The organism is Parviterribacter kavangonensis (assembly GCF_056863335.1).
In genome coordinates, this window is sequence record NZ_JBXPJA010000001.1 from 2,299,042 (window position 1) to 2,315,230 (window position 16,189).

Annotated in this window: 15 protein-coding genes; 7 read left to right on the forward strand and 8 right to left on the reverse strand. The window is 71.5% G+C overall.

Translation table 11 applies throughout. The annotated features are described in order from the left end of the window. Window positions 1–37 precede the first annotated feature (37 nt). The 3 genes from AC1UE4_RS11760 to AC1UE4_RS11770 are packed head-to-tail and all read right to left on the reverse strand — an operon-like array spanning window position 38 to window position 2,678. Window positions 38–1,108, reverse strand: coding sequence for an ABC transporter ATP-binding protein (locus tag AC1UE4_RS11760; protein WP_482917414.1), 1,071 nt, complete (start codon window positions 1,106–1,108; stop codon window positions 38–40). Between the two features lie 8 nt (window positions 1,109–1,116). Further along, the gene (locus AC1UE4_RS11765; RefSeq protein ID WP_482917415.1) at window positions 1,117–1,911 is read right to left on the reverse strand and encodes an ABC transporter permease; all 795 of its coding nucleotides are present in this window, start codon (window positions 1,909–1,911) and stop codon (window positions 1,117–1,119) included. Beyond that, the gene (locus AC1UE4_RS11770; RefSeq protein WP_482917416.1) at window positions 1,908–2,678 is read right to left on the reverse strand and encodes an MlaE family ABC transporter permease; all 771 of its coding nucleotides are present in this window, start codon (window positions 2,676–2,678) and stop codon (window positions 1,908–1,910) included. The genes AC1UE4_RS11765 and AC1UE4_RS11770 overlap by 4 nt, the downstream gene beginning before the upstream one ends. A 232-nt stretch (window positions 2,679–2,910) precedes the next feature. Here AC1UE4_RS11770 and AC1UE4_RS11775 point away from each other — a divergent pair, with 232 nt between their 5' ends. The 3 genes from AC1UE4_RS11775 to AC1UE4_RS11785 all read left to right on the forward strand — a co-directional run bounded on the left by AC1UE4_RS11775 (window position 2,911) and on the right by AC1UE4_RS11785 (window position 5,107). Next, a complete protein-coding gene (locus tag AC1UE4_RS11775; protein ID WP_482917417.1) occupies window positions 2,911–3,441 on the forward strand; it encodes a COG1361 family protein in 531 nt (176 codons plus the stop codon). Between the two features lie 84 nt (window positions 3,442–3,525). After that, complete coding sequence (locus AC1UE4_RS11780) at window positions 3,526–4,032, forward strand: hypothetical protein (protein WP_482917418.1); 507 nt, start codon at window positions 3,526–3,528, stop codon at window positions 4,030–4,032. Between the two features lie 25 nt (window positions 4,033–4,057). After that, complete coding sequence (locus AC1UE4_RS11785) at window positions 4,058–5,107, forward strand: hypothetical protein (RefSeq protein WP_482917419.1); 1,050 nt, start codon at window positions 4,058–4,060, stop codon at window positions 5,105–5,107. A gap of 9 nt (window positions 5,108–5,116) precedes the next feature. Here AC1UE4_RS11785 and AC1UE4_RS11790 read toward each other — a convergent pair whose 3' ends face one another. From AC1UE4_RS11790 to AC1UE4_RS11800, 3 genes are read right to left on the reverse strand one after another with little or no spacing between them, the layout of a single operon-like run. Continuing rightward, entirely contained in the window at window positions 5,117–6,334 is a 1,218-nt protein-coding gene (locus AC1UE4_RS11790) for a PucR family transcriptional regulator (RefSeq protein ID WP_482917420.1), read from the reverse strand. Between the two features lie 20 nt (window positions 6,335–6,354). Further along, entirely contained in the window at window positions 6,355–6,732 is a 378-nt protein-coding gene (locus AC1UE4_RS11795; RefSeq protein WP_482917421.1) for a P-II family nitrogen regulator, read from the reverse strand. Further along, entirely contained in the window at window positions 6,729–8,216 is a 1,488-nt protein-coding gene (locus AC1UE4_RS11800) for an ammonium transporter (protein WP_482917422.1), read from the reverse strand. The genes AC1UE4_RS11795 and AC1UE4_RS11800 overlap by 4 nt, the downstream gene beginning before the upstream one ends. Window positions 8,217–8,386: 170 nt before the next feature. Here AC1UE4_RS11800 and AC1UE4_RS11805 point away from each other — a divergent pair, with 170 nt between their 5' ends. Together AC1UE4_RS11805 and AC1UE4_RS11810 are read left to right on the forward strand one after the other, a co-directional pair. Then, entirely contained in the window at window positions 8,387–10,522 is a 2,136-nt protein-coding gene (locus tag AC1UE4_RS11805; RefSeq protein WP_482917423.1) for a glutamine synthetase III family protein, read from the forward strand. Window positions 10,523–10,592: 70 nt separating this feature from the next. After that, window positions 10,593–11,273, forward strand: coding sequence for a hypothetical protein (locus AC1UE4_RS11810; protein WP_482917424.1), 681 nt, complete (start codon window positions 10,593–10,595; stop codon window positions 11,271–11,273). Here the strand turns inward: AC1UE4_RS11810 and AC1UE4_RS11815 are convergent. After that, window positions 11,270–12,232 (reverse strand): helix-turn-helix transcriptional regulator, encoded by a 963-nt coding sequence (locus AC1UE4_RS11815; protein ID WP_482917425.1) that lies wholly within the window; start codon window positions 12,230–12,232, stop codon window positions 11,270–11,272. The two genes, AC1UE4_RS11810 and AC1UE4_RS11815, sit on opposite strands and share 4 nt — an antisense overlap. A 62-nt stretch (window positions 12,233–12,294) precedes the next feature. Here AC1UE4_RS11815 and AC1UE4_RS11820 point away from each other — a divergent pair, with 62 nt between their 5' ends. Together AC1UE4_RS11820 and AC1UE4_RS11825 are read left to right on the forward strand one after the other, a co-directional pair. Beyond that, window positions 12,295–13,302 (forward strand): ATP-binding cassette domain-containing protein, encoded by a 1,008-nt coding sequence (locus AC1UE4_RS11820; protein ID WP_482917426.1) that lies wholly within the window; start codon window positions 12,295–12,297, stop codon window positions 13,300–13,302. Beyond that, window positions 13,299–14,075 carry an ABC transporter permease gene (locus tag AC1UE4_RS11825; protein WP_482917427.1) on the forward strand — a complete coding sequence of 259 codons (777 nt, stop codon included), beginning with the start codon at window positions 13,299–13,301 and terminating at the stop codon, window positions 14,073–14,075. Before AC1UE4_RS11820 ends, AC1UE4_RS11825 begins: the two co-directional genes overlap by 4 nt. Here the strand turns inward: AC1UE4_RS11825 and AC1UE4_RS11830 are convergent. Further along, window positions 14,072–16,168 carry an Ig-like domain-containing domain gene (locus AC1UE4_RS11830; RefSeq protein ID WP_482917428.1) on the reverse strand — a complete coding sequence of 699 codons (2,097 nt, stop codon included), beginning with the start codon at window positions 16,166–16,168 and terminating at the stop codon, window positions 14,072–14,074. The two genes, AC1UE4_RS11825 and AC1UE4_RS11830, sit on opposite strands and share 4 nt — an antisense overlap. Window positions 16,169–16,189 lie beyond the last annotated feature (21 nt).

Genomic DNA, 16,189 nt, shown 5'->3' on the forward strand with positions numbered 1-16,189 from the left:
CTGCCCGCCGGATGTTGACTTGCTGTTAGGGCAGCGGCTATTCCATGCCGAGGGGCCCCTGCGACTCGCCACTCAGGAACTGGCGGACGAACGGGTTGTCGGACTCGAAGAGCTCCTCCGCCGGGCCGGACTCGACGATGCGGCCCTTCCACAGCACGGAGATGTGCTCGGCCACGCGGCGGGCGGTCATGATGTCGTGGGTGATGAGGGTGAAGGCGGGCGGGTGCTCCTCACCGCGGCTGCCGAAGTCCTCCATCATCTCCGCGTGGATCTCCTGGATGAGCTCGCCCAGGAGCGCGGTGCGGACGGGATCGAGGCCCGAGTCGGGCTCGTCGAAGAGGACGATGCTCGGGTCGAGCACGAGCGCGCGCGCGAAGCCGGCGCGCTTGCGCATGCCGCCCGAGAGCTCGTTCGGCATCTTGTCGCCCGCGTCGCCCAGGCCGACCTCGGTCAGGCGCCGCGTGACGATCTCCGTGATCTCGTCCTCGCCCTTGTCCGTGTGCTGGCGCAGCGGGAACGCGGTGTTGTCGAAGACGTTCATCGAGCCGAAGAGCGCGCCGTCCTGGAAGAGGACGCCGAACTTCTTGCGCATCTCGAACAGCTCGTCGTCCTGCATGTTCGGCACGGACTCGCCGTGGACCAGGACGTCGCCGTCGTCGGGGTACAGCAGGCCGACCATGTGCTTGATGCACACGGACTTGCCGGTGCCGGACGGGCCGAGGATCATCGAGATCTTGCCCTCGGGCAGGCCCATGTTCAGGCCGCGCAGGATGCGGTTGCGGCCGAACGCCTTGTGCACGTCGATGAACTCGACGGCGTCCGGCGCGCCGGTCGGGCGCTGCTTGCCGGTGTGCCAGCGGTACTCGTCGTCGTCGGCGCGGCCGTCGCGCTCGTCGACGACCGACACGCGGCCGGTCTCCTGCTCCGACGCGCTGACCGAGCCGGTGGGCTCGCGCGTGAAGGAGGGGCGGTCGTCGGCCTGGCGATCCGCCTCGGCGCGGGACGCCTCCTGGCCCTCCGCGCTGTTCGGGTCGTAGGGGCGGCTCGCCTGCTCGTCGTGCGGCAGGTCGTCGCCGCCGCCCCGGCGCTCGGATGGAATACGCGGCATGTCTCTCGTCAACCTCCGATGGGTGCGCGCGGGTTGGCGCCCCAGAAGAGCTGCGTGCCGAGCATCCCGATGAGGTGCACGAGCACGATGTTCAACACCATGGACTTCGCGGTGGCGGTTCCCACCCCTACGGGGCCTCCCGAGGCGTTGTAGCCGTAGTAGCACCCGACCAGCACGATGACCGTGGCCATCGCCATGCCCTTGATCACGGAGTACAGGAGGTCTGGTGGGTTCTGGAACATCCAGAAGATCAGGAAGAACCCGCCGGAGGAGACCTCGCCTATCTGCTCGACCACCGCCAGGTAGCTGGCGAAGAAGCCGGCGCCGACGCCCGCGATGTACATGAACGGCAGCACCAGCCAGGCGGCGAGCAGACGGGTCGCGCAGAGGAAGAGGATCGAGTCGATGCCCATGACCTCGAGCGCGTCGATCTCGTCCGAGATCCGCATCGAGCCGAGCTCGGCGACGATGCCGGTGCCGATCTTCGCGGACATCATGTAGCCGAACGCGTACGGCACGAGCTCGCGCAGGTCGCACCACGCGGCGAAGACGCCGGCGTAGGCGGGCGAGCCGACGGCGCGGTTGAAGTACGCGCCTTCGATGCCGCACTGCAGGCCGATGATGAAGATCAGGCCCCAGATGACGAGCGTCGAGGAGAGGATCAGCACGCCCGCCTGACGCAGCGCCTCGCCGAAGAACTTCAGGACGCGCAGCGTGAGGACGAGCCCGACGATCCGCCCGCAGAACTTCGCGATCTCGCCGAACGACGCGAGCCAGTCGCGCGGGACCGCGAGCCAGCTCACCGGATCACCTGGATCTCGGGGTGCGTCGCCAGCAGCGTCTGGGTGAAGACGTAGTTGAACGCGAAGACGCCGAGGAAGGCGATGACGACCGCCTGGTTGACGGCGCGGCCCACGCCCTCGGCGCCGCCGGACGCGGTCATGCCCTTGTAGCAGCAGACGATGGCGACGATGGCGCCGAAGCCCGTGCACTTGAGGACCGACCCCCAGAGGTCCGTCGTCGAGGCGTTCGTGAAGAAGGTCGCCCAGAACGGGCCAAGTGGCGCGCCGTTGACGAGCGTCGCGATGACGCCGCCGAAGATGCCGAACAGCAGCGCGTAGATGTCGAACAGGCCCGTGATGAGCATGAGCGCGAGGAAGCGCGGGACCACGAGGTTCTTGACCGGGTCGACTCCGAGCACCTGCAGCGCGTCGAGCTCCTCGCGGATCTTGCGCGCGCCGAGGTCGGCGGTGATCGCCGTGCCGGCGACGCCGGCGACGATGATCGCCGTCACGAACGGCGCGAACTCGCGGATCGACGCGAGCACGAAGAAGCCGCCGAGGCGATCCAGGGCGCCGAACAGCACGAGGAAGTTCGCGGCCTGCAGCCCTGGGGCGCCGTAGCCGAAGGCCACCGTGCTCACGAGCAGGGGGAACCAGCACAGCTTGAGCGCGAAGAGGAACTGGCCGATGAACTCGCCGCCGTAGGGGTACGGCGGACGCAGGGCAGACATGATCGTCTTCCCCGTGAGGATCATCATGTCCCCGACCTCTTCGAGCAGGTTCTTCATCGGAAGGAACCCGCGATCGGCGACGCTTCGGACCAACCCTCTCCCCTTCTCCCTCGCGGACAGCGGCGGACCGTGATGGCCCGCACACTCCGGCAGCGTACGCAAACGTCCGTCTGGGTGACAAATGGGAACCGTCACCCGCGGCGGCCGAGGGGGAACCTGCGCGCGATGCCCGTTCTCTTGGTACCTTCGCGCCGCGATGAGGGGCCGGAGCCTGGTACTGGGAAGCGTCGTGTTGATCGCCGCGGGATGCGGCGGCGGTGGCGAGCGCCAGGACGCCGACGAGCCGAGCGGCACGTGGAAGGTCGACGTCGTCGAGGCCGCGTTCCCGAAGTCGCAGCACGTCGCGAAGCCCGAGACGATGCGCATCCGCGTGCGCAACGCCGACGACCGCGCGCTGCCGAACGTCGCCATCACCGTCGACTCGTTCTCCGCGCGGTCCGAGCAGGCGAACCTCGCCGACGCGAACCGCCCCGTCTGGGTCGTCGACGACCAGCCGCGCGGCGGCACGACCGCCTACACGAACACTTGGGCGCTCGGGCGGATCGAGCCCGGCCAGACTAAGACCTTCGAGTGGAAGGTCACGCCCGTGAAGGCCGGCTCCTACGACATCACCTACCGCGTCGCCGCCGGCCTCGACGGCAAGGCGAAGGCCGAGCTGACGGGCGGCGGCCGCCCCCAGGGGAAGTTCGACGTCTCGATCTCGCGCGAGCCCGCCCAGGCCCGGGTATACCCGGACACGGGCGAGGTCATCCGCCGCTGACGCCAGCCGCGTTGCAGCTGAAGGCCCCGCTCTACCGGGGTCGAACCTGACTGCGACGTGCCACGGAGACTTGACGCAGGGGATGTGCTGGCCGGACTCGGTGCGGTCCTGCTGCTCGTGGCGACGTTCTTCACCTGGTTCGGCGACCTGAACGCATGGGAGGCGTTCGAGGTCCTGGACCTGGTGCTGGCGCTGCTGGCCCTCGCGGTGATCGCCGCGCTGCTCGGCACGGGCGACGGGTTCGGCCCGCGGTTCGTGGCGCCGCTCGGCGCGCTCGCGCTCGTGATCGTCGTCGTGCAGATCGCCGAGCCGCCGCCCGCCGTGCTCGACACCGATCGCGGCGCCGGCGTGTGGCTCGCCCTCGCCGCGGCGCTCGCGATCCTCCTCGGCGGCCTGCTGCGCACCTCCCGCGTGTCGGTGACCGTCAACGTCGGCGAGCGGGAGACCCGCTCGCGCGTCGCGTCCGTGGACCGGCGCTCCGACACCGCCCCGCCGGCCGCGCCGGCGCGGCCGGTCACCGAGGACCGGCCGACCGAGGCGTTCGCGCCGGTGGACCCGCCCGACGACCCGCCGGCATCCGGCCGGCCATGATGAACTGGAACATGGAGCAGATCCGATGACGACCACCGTCGCCCCCTTCGAGGTCCTCCGCTTCGAGGCCGCTCCCGTCGCCGGCGGGGTCGCGGTGCTCGAGCTCGACGGCCGCTTCACCGGCCGCCCGGCCGCCCGGCCGCACCTGCTCGTCGAGTCGGTCGTGCGCCGCGAGCTGCCCGCCGTCTGCGTTCGCTTCGACCCGTGGTCCGCGACGTTCGCCGTCCCGCTCGACGTCCTCGAGGACGAGGGCACGACGTTCGCGCTCGTCCCCGACCGCGGCCCGCTCATCGCCCTCCCCACGCCCGACGTGGTGGCCGAGGGCGACGGCGACCGCTACGTCCGGATGGCCCGCACGGCGAACGAGCTGCGCCACCGCCTCGCCGCGATGGCCGAGCGCGCGGAGACCGCCGAGGCCGAGCTCCGCGAGCTCGACGGAGCGCTGACGAACGCGATCGCCGAGCGCGACGACGCGCACACACGCATCGAGATCCTCGAGTCCGAGCTCTTCGACGTCCGCACGCAGCTGACCGACGTGGCCGAGCGCGCCGACGTCGCGACGACCGAGGTCATCGAGACGCGCACGCGCGCGGAGGCCGCCGAGGCGGAGGTCATCGAGACGCGCACGCGCGCGGAGGCCGCCGAGGCGGAGCTCGCCGCGCTCCAGGAGCGCGCGCACGAGGTGGAGAACGAGCTCGCCGATGCGCTGGCCCGCGCCGAGGCCGCCGAGGCGCAGGCCTACGACCTCCGCGGCGCCCTCGAGACCGCGCGCGAGACCCGCACGGTCACTGCGCGGCCGGAGACGGAGGGTGCGGAGACGGTCGCGGCGGCCGAGACCGTCGCCACCGAGGTCGTCGAGACGCCGGACGACCGCGAGGCCCGGCTGATCTGGGGCGCCTCGGACGACGAACCCGAGGACGAGCCCTCGACCGAGATCGCGACGCGGCCGTGGTGGGCGTCGCTCGAGGAGCGGATCCCCGCCTCGCTGACGCCCGCGCGCATCGCCGTCGGCGGGGCGCTGCTCGTCCTCTTCCTCTGGCTCGTCCTGATCTTCCTGGGCCTCGGCCCCGTCTGACCGCCCCTCTCAGCGCGGCAGGCGGGGCGCGATGATCCGGTAGGCCTTCAGCCCGAGGCCGAGCCGCTCGCGGTCCTCGGACTGCATGGGGTCCAGCCCGGTCAGCTCCTTCACGCGATCGAGCCGGTACGCGACGGTGTGGCGGTGCGCGTAGATCGCCGCCGCGGTCGCGTTCATGTTGCAGTTCTGCTCCAGGTACGCCTCGAGCGTCCCGACGAGGTCCGTCCGGTACTGGTCGTCGTAGCGGACGATCGGCGCGACCGTGTCCTCGTAGAACGACCGGACCTCCTCCGGGTGCGACGCGAGCACGCGGAAGAGCAGCCGGTACGTGCCGGTGCCGATGTCCTCGGACCCGATCCCGCCGTCGCCGTCGGACTGGCGCAGGACGTCGAGCACCAGCTCGGCCTCCTGGATCGCCCGCGGGAGCTCTGCCGGGTCGGCGTAGAACGACGACACGCCGACGACGCCGTGGCGCTGCAGCTTGCCCGCCAGCCGGCGCGCCAGCGCCAGCGTCTCCTCCGGCGCGTCGTCGCCGCCCGCACCCGGCAGCAGCGCGTACACGCGGCCGTCCATGTGCTGGGCGAGCGCGCCGGGCACCTCGCCGGCGATCGTCGCCACGACGTGGCGCGGCCGGTCGGTCGTCAGCTCGGCGCAGAGGATCACCGCGCCTCGCGACAGATCGCAGCCGAGCCGTGCGGCGCGCCGGACGATGTCGCGCGGCTCGATGTCCGGCCGCGTGCGCAGGTCCTCGAGGAACGAGCCGCGGACCTCCTGCTCGACCTGCTCGCGGGCCATCTCGACCGCGACGTCGGTGAGCGCGGCGACGGCCGCGAGGTGCAGGAACTCCCGCGCCTCCGGTGAAGCAGCGCCGGACCCGATGAGGGCGACGACGCCCAGCATCTCGTCGCCCTGCTCGATCGGAGCCTCGGCCAGCACGAGGTCGGGCACGGGCGTCGGCCGCCCGCGCGCCCGCTCCCCCACGTACCGGCGCAGCGCCGGCAGCGCGGAGGCCGCAGGTCCACCAGCCGGCGCCGCCACCGCGACGTCGTGCCGCGGGACGACGATGGCCACCGGGCCGTCGACGGCCGCCGCCGCCAGCTCGGCCACCCGCCCGAGGCCCTCCCCGCCGAGCACGGCGTCCACCATCTCGAGGTGGACGCCGCGCAGGCGCTCGACGAGGCCGAGCGGGGCGACTTCATGGCGGTGAGTCCCCTCACCTTCCGGCATCGCCCCGCCGAACAACGGAGCTAGCCGGTCGCCGCGGCCGTCGCGGCGTCCGGGTGGGCCTGGAGGACCTCCTCGCCGGACTCGCCGGTCCGGACGCGGTAGGCCTCCTCCACGGGCATGACGAACACCTTGCCGTCCCCCACTGCGCCCGTGCGGGCGTGCTTGAGGATGCAGTCGACGATCGTCTGCACGTCACGGGTGGCCACGACGCACTCGAGCTTGATCTTGGGCCGCAGGTAGTTCGTCACCTCGGCGCCGCGGTAGCGCTCGGTGATGCCCTTCTGACGGCCGGATCCCTTCACCTCGCTGATCGACAGCGAGGGGAAGCCGAGCTCGAGGAGCTCGGCCCGGATGGGCTCGAACGACTCGTGCCGGATGTAGGCGCTGATCAGCTTCATGTCGCAGGGACCTCCTGGCTGGTGCTCGGGGCGGAGTAGCTGGCTCCCGCCATCACGGGACGGGCCGCCGGGGCCGCACCGTATCCCTCCAGCTCGGACTGCGGGATGAACTGCTCGGGGTAGCCGTACATGCCGTGCTCGGAGATGTCGAGGCCGGCGAGCTCGTCCTCCTCCTCGACCCGCAGGCCGAAGACCGCCTTGATGGCCGCGAACGTGATGTACGAGAGCACGAACACCACCGCGAACGCCAGGCCGACGCCGACGATCTGCACGCCGAGCTGCTCCAGGCCGCCGCCCTCGAACAGGCCGGCCTTGCCGATCCCGTTGTAGGCCGCCAGCCGGTCGCTCGTGAACAGGCCGCAGGAGATCGTGCCCCAGATGCCCGCGAGGCCGTGCGCCGACAGCGCGCCGACCGGGTCGTCCAGGCGGATGCGCTCGAAGAAGAACACGCCGTAGACCACGATCACGCCGGCGATGAAGCCGATGATCGGCGCGGCCCAGAACTCGACGTAGCCGGACGGAGCGGTGATCGCGACGAGCGCGGCGATCGCGCCGTTGCCGATCATGCCGACGTCCAGCGTCTTCTGCTTCAGGCGCGAGGTGAGCAGCGCGCCCAGCACGCCGGCGGCGGCGGCGAGGTTCGTCACGATGACGACCTCGGCGAAGCGCCCGTCGGCGGTGCCCAGGGTGGAGCCCGGGTTGAACCCGAACCAGCCGAGCCACAGGATCAGCACGCCGAGGCCGAACAGCGGCATGTTGTGGCCGGGGATCGCCCGCGGCTTGCCGTTCGCGTCGTACTTGCCCTTGCGCGGCCCGAGGAGCAGCAGCGCGGCGAGCGCGCCCGTCGCACCGGTGAGGTGGACGACCGTCGAGCCGGCGAAGTCCTGCACGCCGGAGCCGACCGTCGACAGCAGGCCGCCGCCGAAGATCCAGTGCGCGATCAGCGGGTAGATGATCGCCGAGAAGACGATGCCGTAGATCGGGTACGCGATGAACTTGATGCGCTCGAGCGTCGTGCCCCAGACGATCGCCAGCGAGACGGCGCAGAAGACGAACTGGAAGAAGAAGAACGAGGCGAAGGGCCCGTTCACCGTCTCGGTGCCGTAGAGCTCCGTGAAGAAGCTCGGGTTGATGGCCTGGTCGAAGTGGAAGAAGAACCCGGAGTCGCCGGCGAACTTCGCTCCACCACCGAACGCGATGGCGAAGCCGACGGCCCACCACGCGAGCGTGGCGATCGAGAAGTTCGTGAGGATCTTCCCGACGACCGTTCCCACGTTCTTGCCGCGGGAGAAGCCGATCTCGAGGAACGCGAAGCCGGCCTGCATGAACATCACGAGCAGGGCGGCGACGATGACCCAGGTCGTGTCGACCCGGGACAGGGCGTCTTCGACGGTCGGCTCGTCCTGGCCGAACGCCGCGGTGGGCAGGATCAGAAGCGCGAGCAGCGCGAGGAGCGCCGCTCTGCGAGTACGTGTTGAGCGCATGGCAGCAGTCTTGGCTTGGCGCCGCCACGGTTCCTCATCCCGCTGTCGAAAGATCGACCGGCCCGTTTCTCCAACCGGTCGAGTCCCCTGCCATCAGGGCGAAACCGGCGCGACGCTCTTTCGCCACGCGTACAAGGTCCCCTCGCACGCGCGGCCATAGGCTGCCGTTCATGCCTCCGACCCGACTCCGGTCGCCCAACGTCACCGCCGCGCAGTGGAGCGCGAACGGCGGCGCCCTGGGGACCTCCGACCTGACCTCGCCCGCGAACCAGATCTTCGGGGCCAACGTCTTCACGCCCGCCGAGCAGCGCGCGCGACTGCCGAAGGACGTGTACAAGCGCCTCCAGAAGACGCTCGACAACGGCGAGCCGCTCGACCCCACGCTCGCCGATGCCGTCGCCGCGGCCATGAAGGACTGGGCGATGGAGAAGGGCGCGACGCACTACACGCACTGGTTCCAGCCGCTGACCGGGCTGACCGCGGAGAAGCACGACTCCTTCTACAACCCGACCGGCGAGGGCACGGCGCTTGCCGAGTTCAGCGGCAAGGAGCTCATCCAGGGCGAGCCGGACGCCTCCTCGTTCCCGACCGGCGGCATCCGCGCGACGTTCGAGGCGCGCGGCTACACCGCGTGGGACCCGAGCTCGCCGGCGTTCATCCTCGAGAACCCGAACGGCGCGCTGCTCTGTATCCCGACCGCGTTCGCGTCGTGGACGGGCGAGGCGCTCGACCAGAAGATCCCGCTCCTGCGCTCGATGGACGCGCTGTCGAAGTCGGCGATCCGCGCCCTGCGCCTGTTCGGCGACCTCAGCGCCCAGCGCGTGTTCACGACGGTCGGCGCCGAGCAGGAGTACTTCCTCATCGACGAGCAGTACTTCTACGAGCGCCCCGACCTCATCAACACGGGCCGCACGCTCTTCGGCGCCAAGCCGCCCAAGGGCCACGAGCTCGACGACCACTACTTCGGGTCGATTCCCGAGCGCGTGCTCGCGTGCATGCTCGAGGCTGAGCGCGAGCTGCAGATGCTCGGCGTGCCGGTCAAGACGCGCCACAACGAGGTCGCGCCGAACCAGTACGAGCTGGCCCCGATCTTCGAGAACTCGAACGTCGGCTCGGACCACCAGCAGATCACGATGCAGATCCTGCAGAACGTGGCCCGCCGCTACGGGCTCGTCTGCCTGCTGCACGAGAAGCCGTTCGCCGGCGTCAACGGCTCGGGCAAGCACAACAACTGGTCGATGGGGACCGACACCGGCTCGAACCTGCTCGAGCCCGGCGACGATCCGAAGTCCAACCTGCGCTTCCTGTTCTTCTGCGCCGCCGTCATCGCGGCGGTGAACAAGCACCAGGCGCTCCTGCGCGCGTCGGTCGCAAACGCGGGCCAGGACCACCGGCTCGGCGCGAACGAGGCGCCCCCGGCGATCATCTCGATCTTCCTCGGCCACGAGCTCGAGCAGGCGTTCGAGGGCAAGGGGCTCGACAAGGAGCACCTCGAGCTGGGCTCGCCGGTGCTGCCCCAGCTGCCGAAGCACGGCGGCGACCGCAACCGCACGTCGCCGTTCGCGTTCACCGGCAACAAGTTCGAGTTCCGCGCGCTCGGGTCGAGCATGTCGCTCGCGTTCCCGAACACGGTGCTGAACACGATCGTCGCCGAGGCCATCGACTCGCTGTCGGAGGACCTCGAGAACGCGATCAACGGCGGCGCCTCGCTCGAGGACGCGGTGTCGCAGGTCGTCACGCGGACCTACGAGGCCAACAAGCAGGTCTGCTTCGACGGCGACGGCTACTCGGACGAATGGCACGCCGAGGCCGAGCAGCGGGGGCTGATGAACCTCCGCACCACGCCGGACGCGCTGCCGTGGATCGTCAACGACCAGACGGTCACGGCGTTCAGCAACTACAACGTCCTCTCGGAGCGCGAGCTCGAGTCGCGCTACGAGGTGCTGCTCGAGCAGTACGTGACGAAGCTGAACATCGAGGCGGAGACGGCGGCGTCGATCGCGCGCACGCTGATCCTCCCGGCCGCGGTGCGCTACCTGCGCGAGCTCGACAAGGCCGACCTCGACGTCCTCGAGGACGAGCTCAAGCCGGTCGTCGAGCGCTTCGTCGCGTCGATCCAGGCGCTCGAGAAGGCGAACCTCGAGCATCCGGAGAACTGCGAGACCCTCGAGCATGCCGAGTACATGCGAGACACGGTCGTCGCGGCGATGAACGAGTGCCGCGACGTCGCCGACGAGCTCGAGAAGCTCGTCGCCGACGACCTGTGGCCGCTGCCCAAGTACGCGGAGATGCTCTTCATCAAGTAGGCATCGCGAAGGGGCCCGGCGCGTGCGCCGGGCCCTTCCATTTCGTGGCGCATCGCACGTAGGGTGTGCCATGGACACGCTCCGCAGGCACCTCAGCTACGCGAACGTCATGGCGACGATCGCGGTCTTCCTGGCACTCGGCGGAGGAGCGTATGCCGCGCTCAAGCTGCCGAAGAACAGCGTCGGGCCGGCGCAGGTGCGCGATGGATCGCTCGGTGCGAAGGAGCTCTCCCGCGCCGCGCGGACCTCGCTGCGCGGCAAGACGGGACCGGCCGGCGCGCAAGGCGCCGCCGGCGCACCCGGCGCGCAGGGCCAGACGGGACCGGCGGGAGCGCAGGGTGAGCAGGGCATCCAGGGGCCGCCCGGCATCGCGGCGGCACGCAGCGTCACGCGCGGCAGCTTCGGGGTGAGCACTCCCGGCTACACGCCGGTCGCGACGATGTCGAACCTCCCGGCCGGCGCGTACGTCATCAGCGCGGTGGCGACGTTCGGCTCGACCATCAACATCGCCAATGGCGACTGCCAGCTCACGGCGGGCGGGGTGACCGACACCGAGACCATGTGGGTGACCACCAACACGGGTCAGCCGGTTTCGTACGCGATCGCCACGACCCTCGCGAACCCCGGCAACGCGGTCCTGCAGTGCCGCTACGTCTACCTCGGCGGCGGGGCGACCCAGATCAACGGTTTCAACGCGCGCCTCATCGCCATCCCGGTGACCGGGGCGACGACGACGGCGGTCAACGGCTAGGGGATCGCGCGGGCGATGCGGTCGCGCATCGCCCGCAGCGCGTCCACGAGCTCGGCCGGCTCGTGAGCCTCGAAGTCGACGCCGAGCATCGTGATCCGCATCGCGAGCCACTCGAGGTTGTCGTCGCTCGCGCGGAACGTGCACGACTGGTCGTCGAGCGGCTCCACCGCTCCGCCGAGCCAGCGCCGCTGCCGCATCTCCTCGACCGGCGCGTGGAGCGTGACGACCGCCTCGTAGCGATACGTCGCCTCGGACAGCGACCGGCGCACGAACGACGCGGCGTCGTCGGCGGGCAGCGTCCGCGGGTGGAACCGGGTGCGTGTCGTGGCCGCGTCGCTGATCCGGTCGACGCGGAAGGTGCGCCAGTCGATGCGATCGCAGTCCCACGCGACGAGGTACCAGCGGCGGCCGGCGTTGACGAGCGAGTGCGGCTCCGCCTCGCGCTGCGTCGCGGTGCGGTCGCGGGCGGTGTAGGCGAAGCGGACGCGCTCGTGGTCGCGCGACGCGGCGGCGAGCAGCGTGAGGCACTGCGGATCGGCGCTCGGCCCGCTCGAAGGGGGAGCGAGCGTCGTGGTCGCCTGCTGCAGCGCGCTCACGCGGCCGCGCAGGTGCTTGGGCAGGACCTGCTCGAGCTTGACGAGCGCCCGCACCGCCGTCTCCTCGATGCCCGTCACCGACGCCGAGGCGGCGGTCCGCAACCCGACGGCGATCGCGATCGCCTCGTCGTCGTCGAGCAGCAGCGGCGGCATCGCCGCGCCCGCCGCCAGCCGGTAGCCGCCCGCCGGACCGGTGAGCGACTCGACCGGATAGCCCAGCTCCCGCAGCCGGTCGACGTCGCGGCGGATGGTGCGCGGCGAGACGTCGAGCCGGTCGGCCAGCTCGCGGCCCGGCCAGTCGCGCCGCCGCTGCAGCAGGGAAAGGAGCGTCAGCAGGCGGCTCGAGGTGGTCGCTTCACCCATGCCGGAAGCATGTTGTCAATTGAGGACAGAAACTGACCGCAACGTGCCGGAGCATCTCGGGCATGCGAGAGATCCGAGGGGATGCAGGGGGACCGGCGATCCGCGCCGAGGGCCTCGTCAAGACGTTCGGCGAGGTCCGGGCGCTCGACGGGGTGAGCCTCGAGGCGGCGCCGGGAAGTGTGCTCGGCGTGCTCGGGCCGAACGGCGCCGGCAAGACGACGACGGTGCGCGTCCTGACGACGCTGCTGCGCGCGGACGCGGGCACGGCGCGCGTCGCCGGGCTCGACGTCGTCGAGGACGCGGACGCGCTGCGGTCGCGCATCGGCCTGGCCGGCCAGTACGCGGCGGTCGACGAGAACCTGACCGGGCTGGAGAACCTGGTGATGGTCGGACGGCTCTACGGCGAGCGCCGCCGCGCGGCGCGCCGCCGGGCCGAGGAGCTGCTCGGCCGCTTCGCGCTGGACGACGCGGGCGACCGGATCGTGCGCACGTACTCGGGCGGGATGCGGCGGCGGCTCGACCTCGCGGCCGCGCTCGTCGCGCAGCCGCCCGTGCTGTTCCTCGACGAGCCGACGACCGGCCTGGACCCGCGCAGCCGGCTCGATCTCTGGGAGACGATCGAGCACCTCGTCGCCGACGGCACCACCGTCCTGCTGACGACGCAGTACCTCGACGAGGCCGACCGGCTCGCCGACCGCATCGCGGTCATCGACCACGGCCGCGTGATCGCCGAGGGCACGGCGGACGAGCTGAAGGGCCGCGTGGGCGGCCAGCGGCTCGAGGTGACGCTCGTGCACCCGGAGTCGGCGTACGCCGCGGTGTCCGCGCTACGCGGGATGGTCGCCGCGGAGCCGCGCGTCGACGGCACGGTCGTCTCGCTCGCCGTCGAAGACCGCGGCCGGGCGCTGCTCGATGCGGCGGCGCGGCTGCGCGACGAGGGCGTCCGCGTCGACGACATCGCGGTGCGGCGGCCGACGCTGGACGACGTCTTCCTGTCGCTGACCGGCCATGCCGCGGAGACGACGGAGGACGAAGTGGAGGACCACGAGCCCGTGGAGGTGGCGGCATGAGCAGCCTGACCCGACTGGTGCCCGACACGCTCACGCTGGCGGAGCGCAACCTCGTCCGCCTCCCCCGCTCCCCCGACCTGCTGATCGGCTTCACGGTCCAGCCGATCATGTTCGTGCTGCTGTTCGCCTACGTGTTCGGCGGCGCGATCGAGACGCCGGGGTTCGACGACTACATCGACTTCCTGATCCCGGGGATCATCACGCAGAACATCGCGTTCGGCGGGTTCGTCACCGCGCTCGGCCTGGCCGAGGACATGACGAAGGGGCTCATCGATCGCTTCCGGTCGCTGCCCACCGCGCGCGCCTCGGTGCTCGCCAGCCGCGCCGTCGCCGACGTCGTCACGAACGTCGTGTCGATCGTCGTCCTGCTGGCGACCGGGCTGATCATCGGCTTCGGGTTCGACGCGAGCGTCCTCGAGGTCCTCGCGGGGATCGGCCTCCTGCTGCTCTTCGGGTTCGCGTTCTCGTGGGTGTTCGCGGTGATCGGGCTGTCCGTCAGCTCGCCCGAGGCCGCGAACGGGATCGGCTTCACGCTGATCTTCCCGATCACGTTCATCTCGTCGGCGTTCGTGCCGGTGTCGTCGATGCCCGATGGCCTCGAGCAGGTCGCCGCCGCGAACCCCGTCTCGACGGTCGTCGACGCGATGCGGTCGCTGTGGCTCGGCGCGCCGGCGGGCAACGACGTCTGGCTCGCCGTCGTGTGGTGCCTCGTGATCATCGCCCTCTTCGCGCCCGTCGCGGTCGCGAAGTACCGGAAGGCGGCCGCGCGCTAGGAGTTCGCCGCGCCGAGCGTCTGGGCGCCGACCGCCCAATCGCCCTTCGCGTTCGTGTCGGTGCCCGACACCCGGCGCACGGTGTCGCCGGTCTTCGACGTCCCGGCCGCGGTCCAGTCGGCCGAGACGTCGAGGACGCTCGGCGTGCTCGACGTCGTGCAGAGAGCGCCGCCGCAGTTCGCGGGGAGCCACTGCGCCGCCGCCTGGATCTCCTGCACCGCGGTCGCGTAGCCCGCCGCCGGCGTGCCGGCGGGCAGCGCGAAGGCAACGGCGTCCTGGAAGCCATCGACCGGCGTCTTGACGCTCAAGACGCGCGCGTTGTAGGTGATGCCGATCGCGTTCCCGGCGACGTCCCAGGCGCCGTCGTAGCAGTCGGCGTTGGTCGCCGCGGAGTACTGGTTCTTCGCGAGCGCTTCCGTGTTCGGGCAGGTCGTCGTCGCCGGGTTCAGGTGGACGACGACGAGGTCGCCGTTCGCGACCACGACGTTCGGCAGCGTGGCCAGAACGTCGTCGGTCGCGCCGCCCTTCTGGCGGACCGTGATCCCGTCGAGGGTTCCGCCCGCGGTCGCGACGAGCTCGATGAGGTCCTTCGACGAGCTGATGTTCGGAGCGACCTCGTTGATCCGCAGGACGGCCTGCTGGACGTGGCCGTTGAACGAGGCGGTGTCGTTCGCCGGGTCGACCCCGGCGCCGAGGGTGTCCTGGACCGACTGCGCGACCGTCACCGTGTAGCCGACCGACGCCGTCTGCGCCGTCGTGGTCAGCGTCACCTGCGTGCCCGAGACGGTCGCGTGGGTGACGGCGAGCCCGTTGTCGACGGTGAACTGCGAGCCGTTCGGGTTCACGCTCGCCGCGCTGATCTGGCGGTCGAAGGTGACGACCACCGTCGTCGGCGACGCCGCGTTGGCGGAGACGACCCGCGGCGCCGGGCAGCTCGCCGGCACGACGTCGGCCGCGAACGCCGCGCTGAGCTGGGCGACCGCGTTGAACCGCCAGACGAAGCCGCGCTGCAGCGTGATGACGCAGCCCTGCCGGAGGCCGATCGCCGCGACGACCGTCGACGGCAGCCGCAGCTGGAGGTTGGCGTCGCCGCTGATGCCGGTGGTGTCGAGCCGCGCCGACAGGTGGCCGAGCCCCGCCGCGCCGAACGCCGTGGCGATCGTGCCCTGCGCCCCGACGAGCTCGCTCTCGTAGGCGCCGAGGTTCGTGACGACGTCGGTTGCGGTCGACAGCGGCTGCATGAGCGGCGCGGTGGCGACGCCGCTCTCGGTCTTCGTCAGGGCGGTGACGGCGGTCGCGCGGCGCTGCGACGCGACGGTCGCCATCTCGGTGATCGTGAAGGAGACCCGGTCGCCGGCGGCGGCGGCGCCCGCCGGGTCGACCGCGACGAAGAGCGCGGGGCCCGTCTGCAGCGCCTGGACGAAGAACCCGGCGGGGTCGCCGTCCTCGGGCTTGACGTAAGTGACGACCGCGCCGCCCACGGGCAGCGACGTCGTCCCGTCGGCCGCGGCGCGCGCCGACGCGATCTGCTCGGCCGGCGGCACGGCCGGAGCGGGCGCGGTGGGCGTCGTCGTCTCGCCGGGGGCAGGCGTGGTGCTCCCCGGCGTCGTCGTCTGCGACCCGGGCTGCGGCGTCGTCGTGCCGCCGGCGGGCGCGGGGACCGTGACGGTCAGCGCGCGCGAGGCGACGCGGCAGTTGTTGGCCTCCGACCGCTCGCGCACCCGGCGCAGGACGTCCGCGCAGGCGATCAGGCGGTACGTGCCCGCGGCCGTCGCGGGCGGGATCCGGACGAGGACCACTGCGCGAACCGACCGCCCGGCGCGCAGCGTGCCGAGCCGCCGCGACACGAGGCGCCGGTCGCGGGCGTCGCGCTTCGCGTCGCCGGAGAGGAACAGCGCAGTGCGCGACGGCGCCGCCCGCCCGCGGCCGGCGTTGACGGTCCGAGTGGCGACCGAGAGCGCCTGGCCCGCGATGATCGTCGTCACGGCCGGCGCGATCGAGGAGACGCGGAGGTCGGGCTTCGGGGCCGCGCCCGCCGCCGGCGCGGCGGCGAGCGCGAAGAGGGCAGCGGCGAGAGCGATGCTCCGGGTCACGGAGCGACTCTGCCAGAGCGG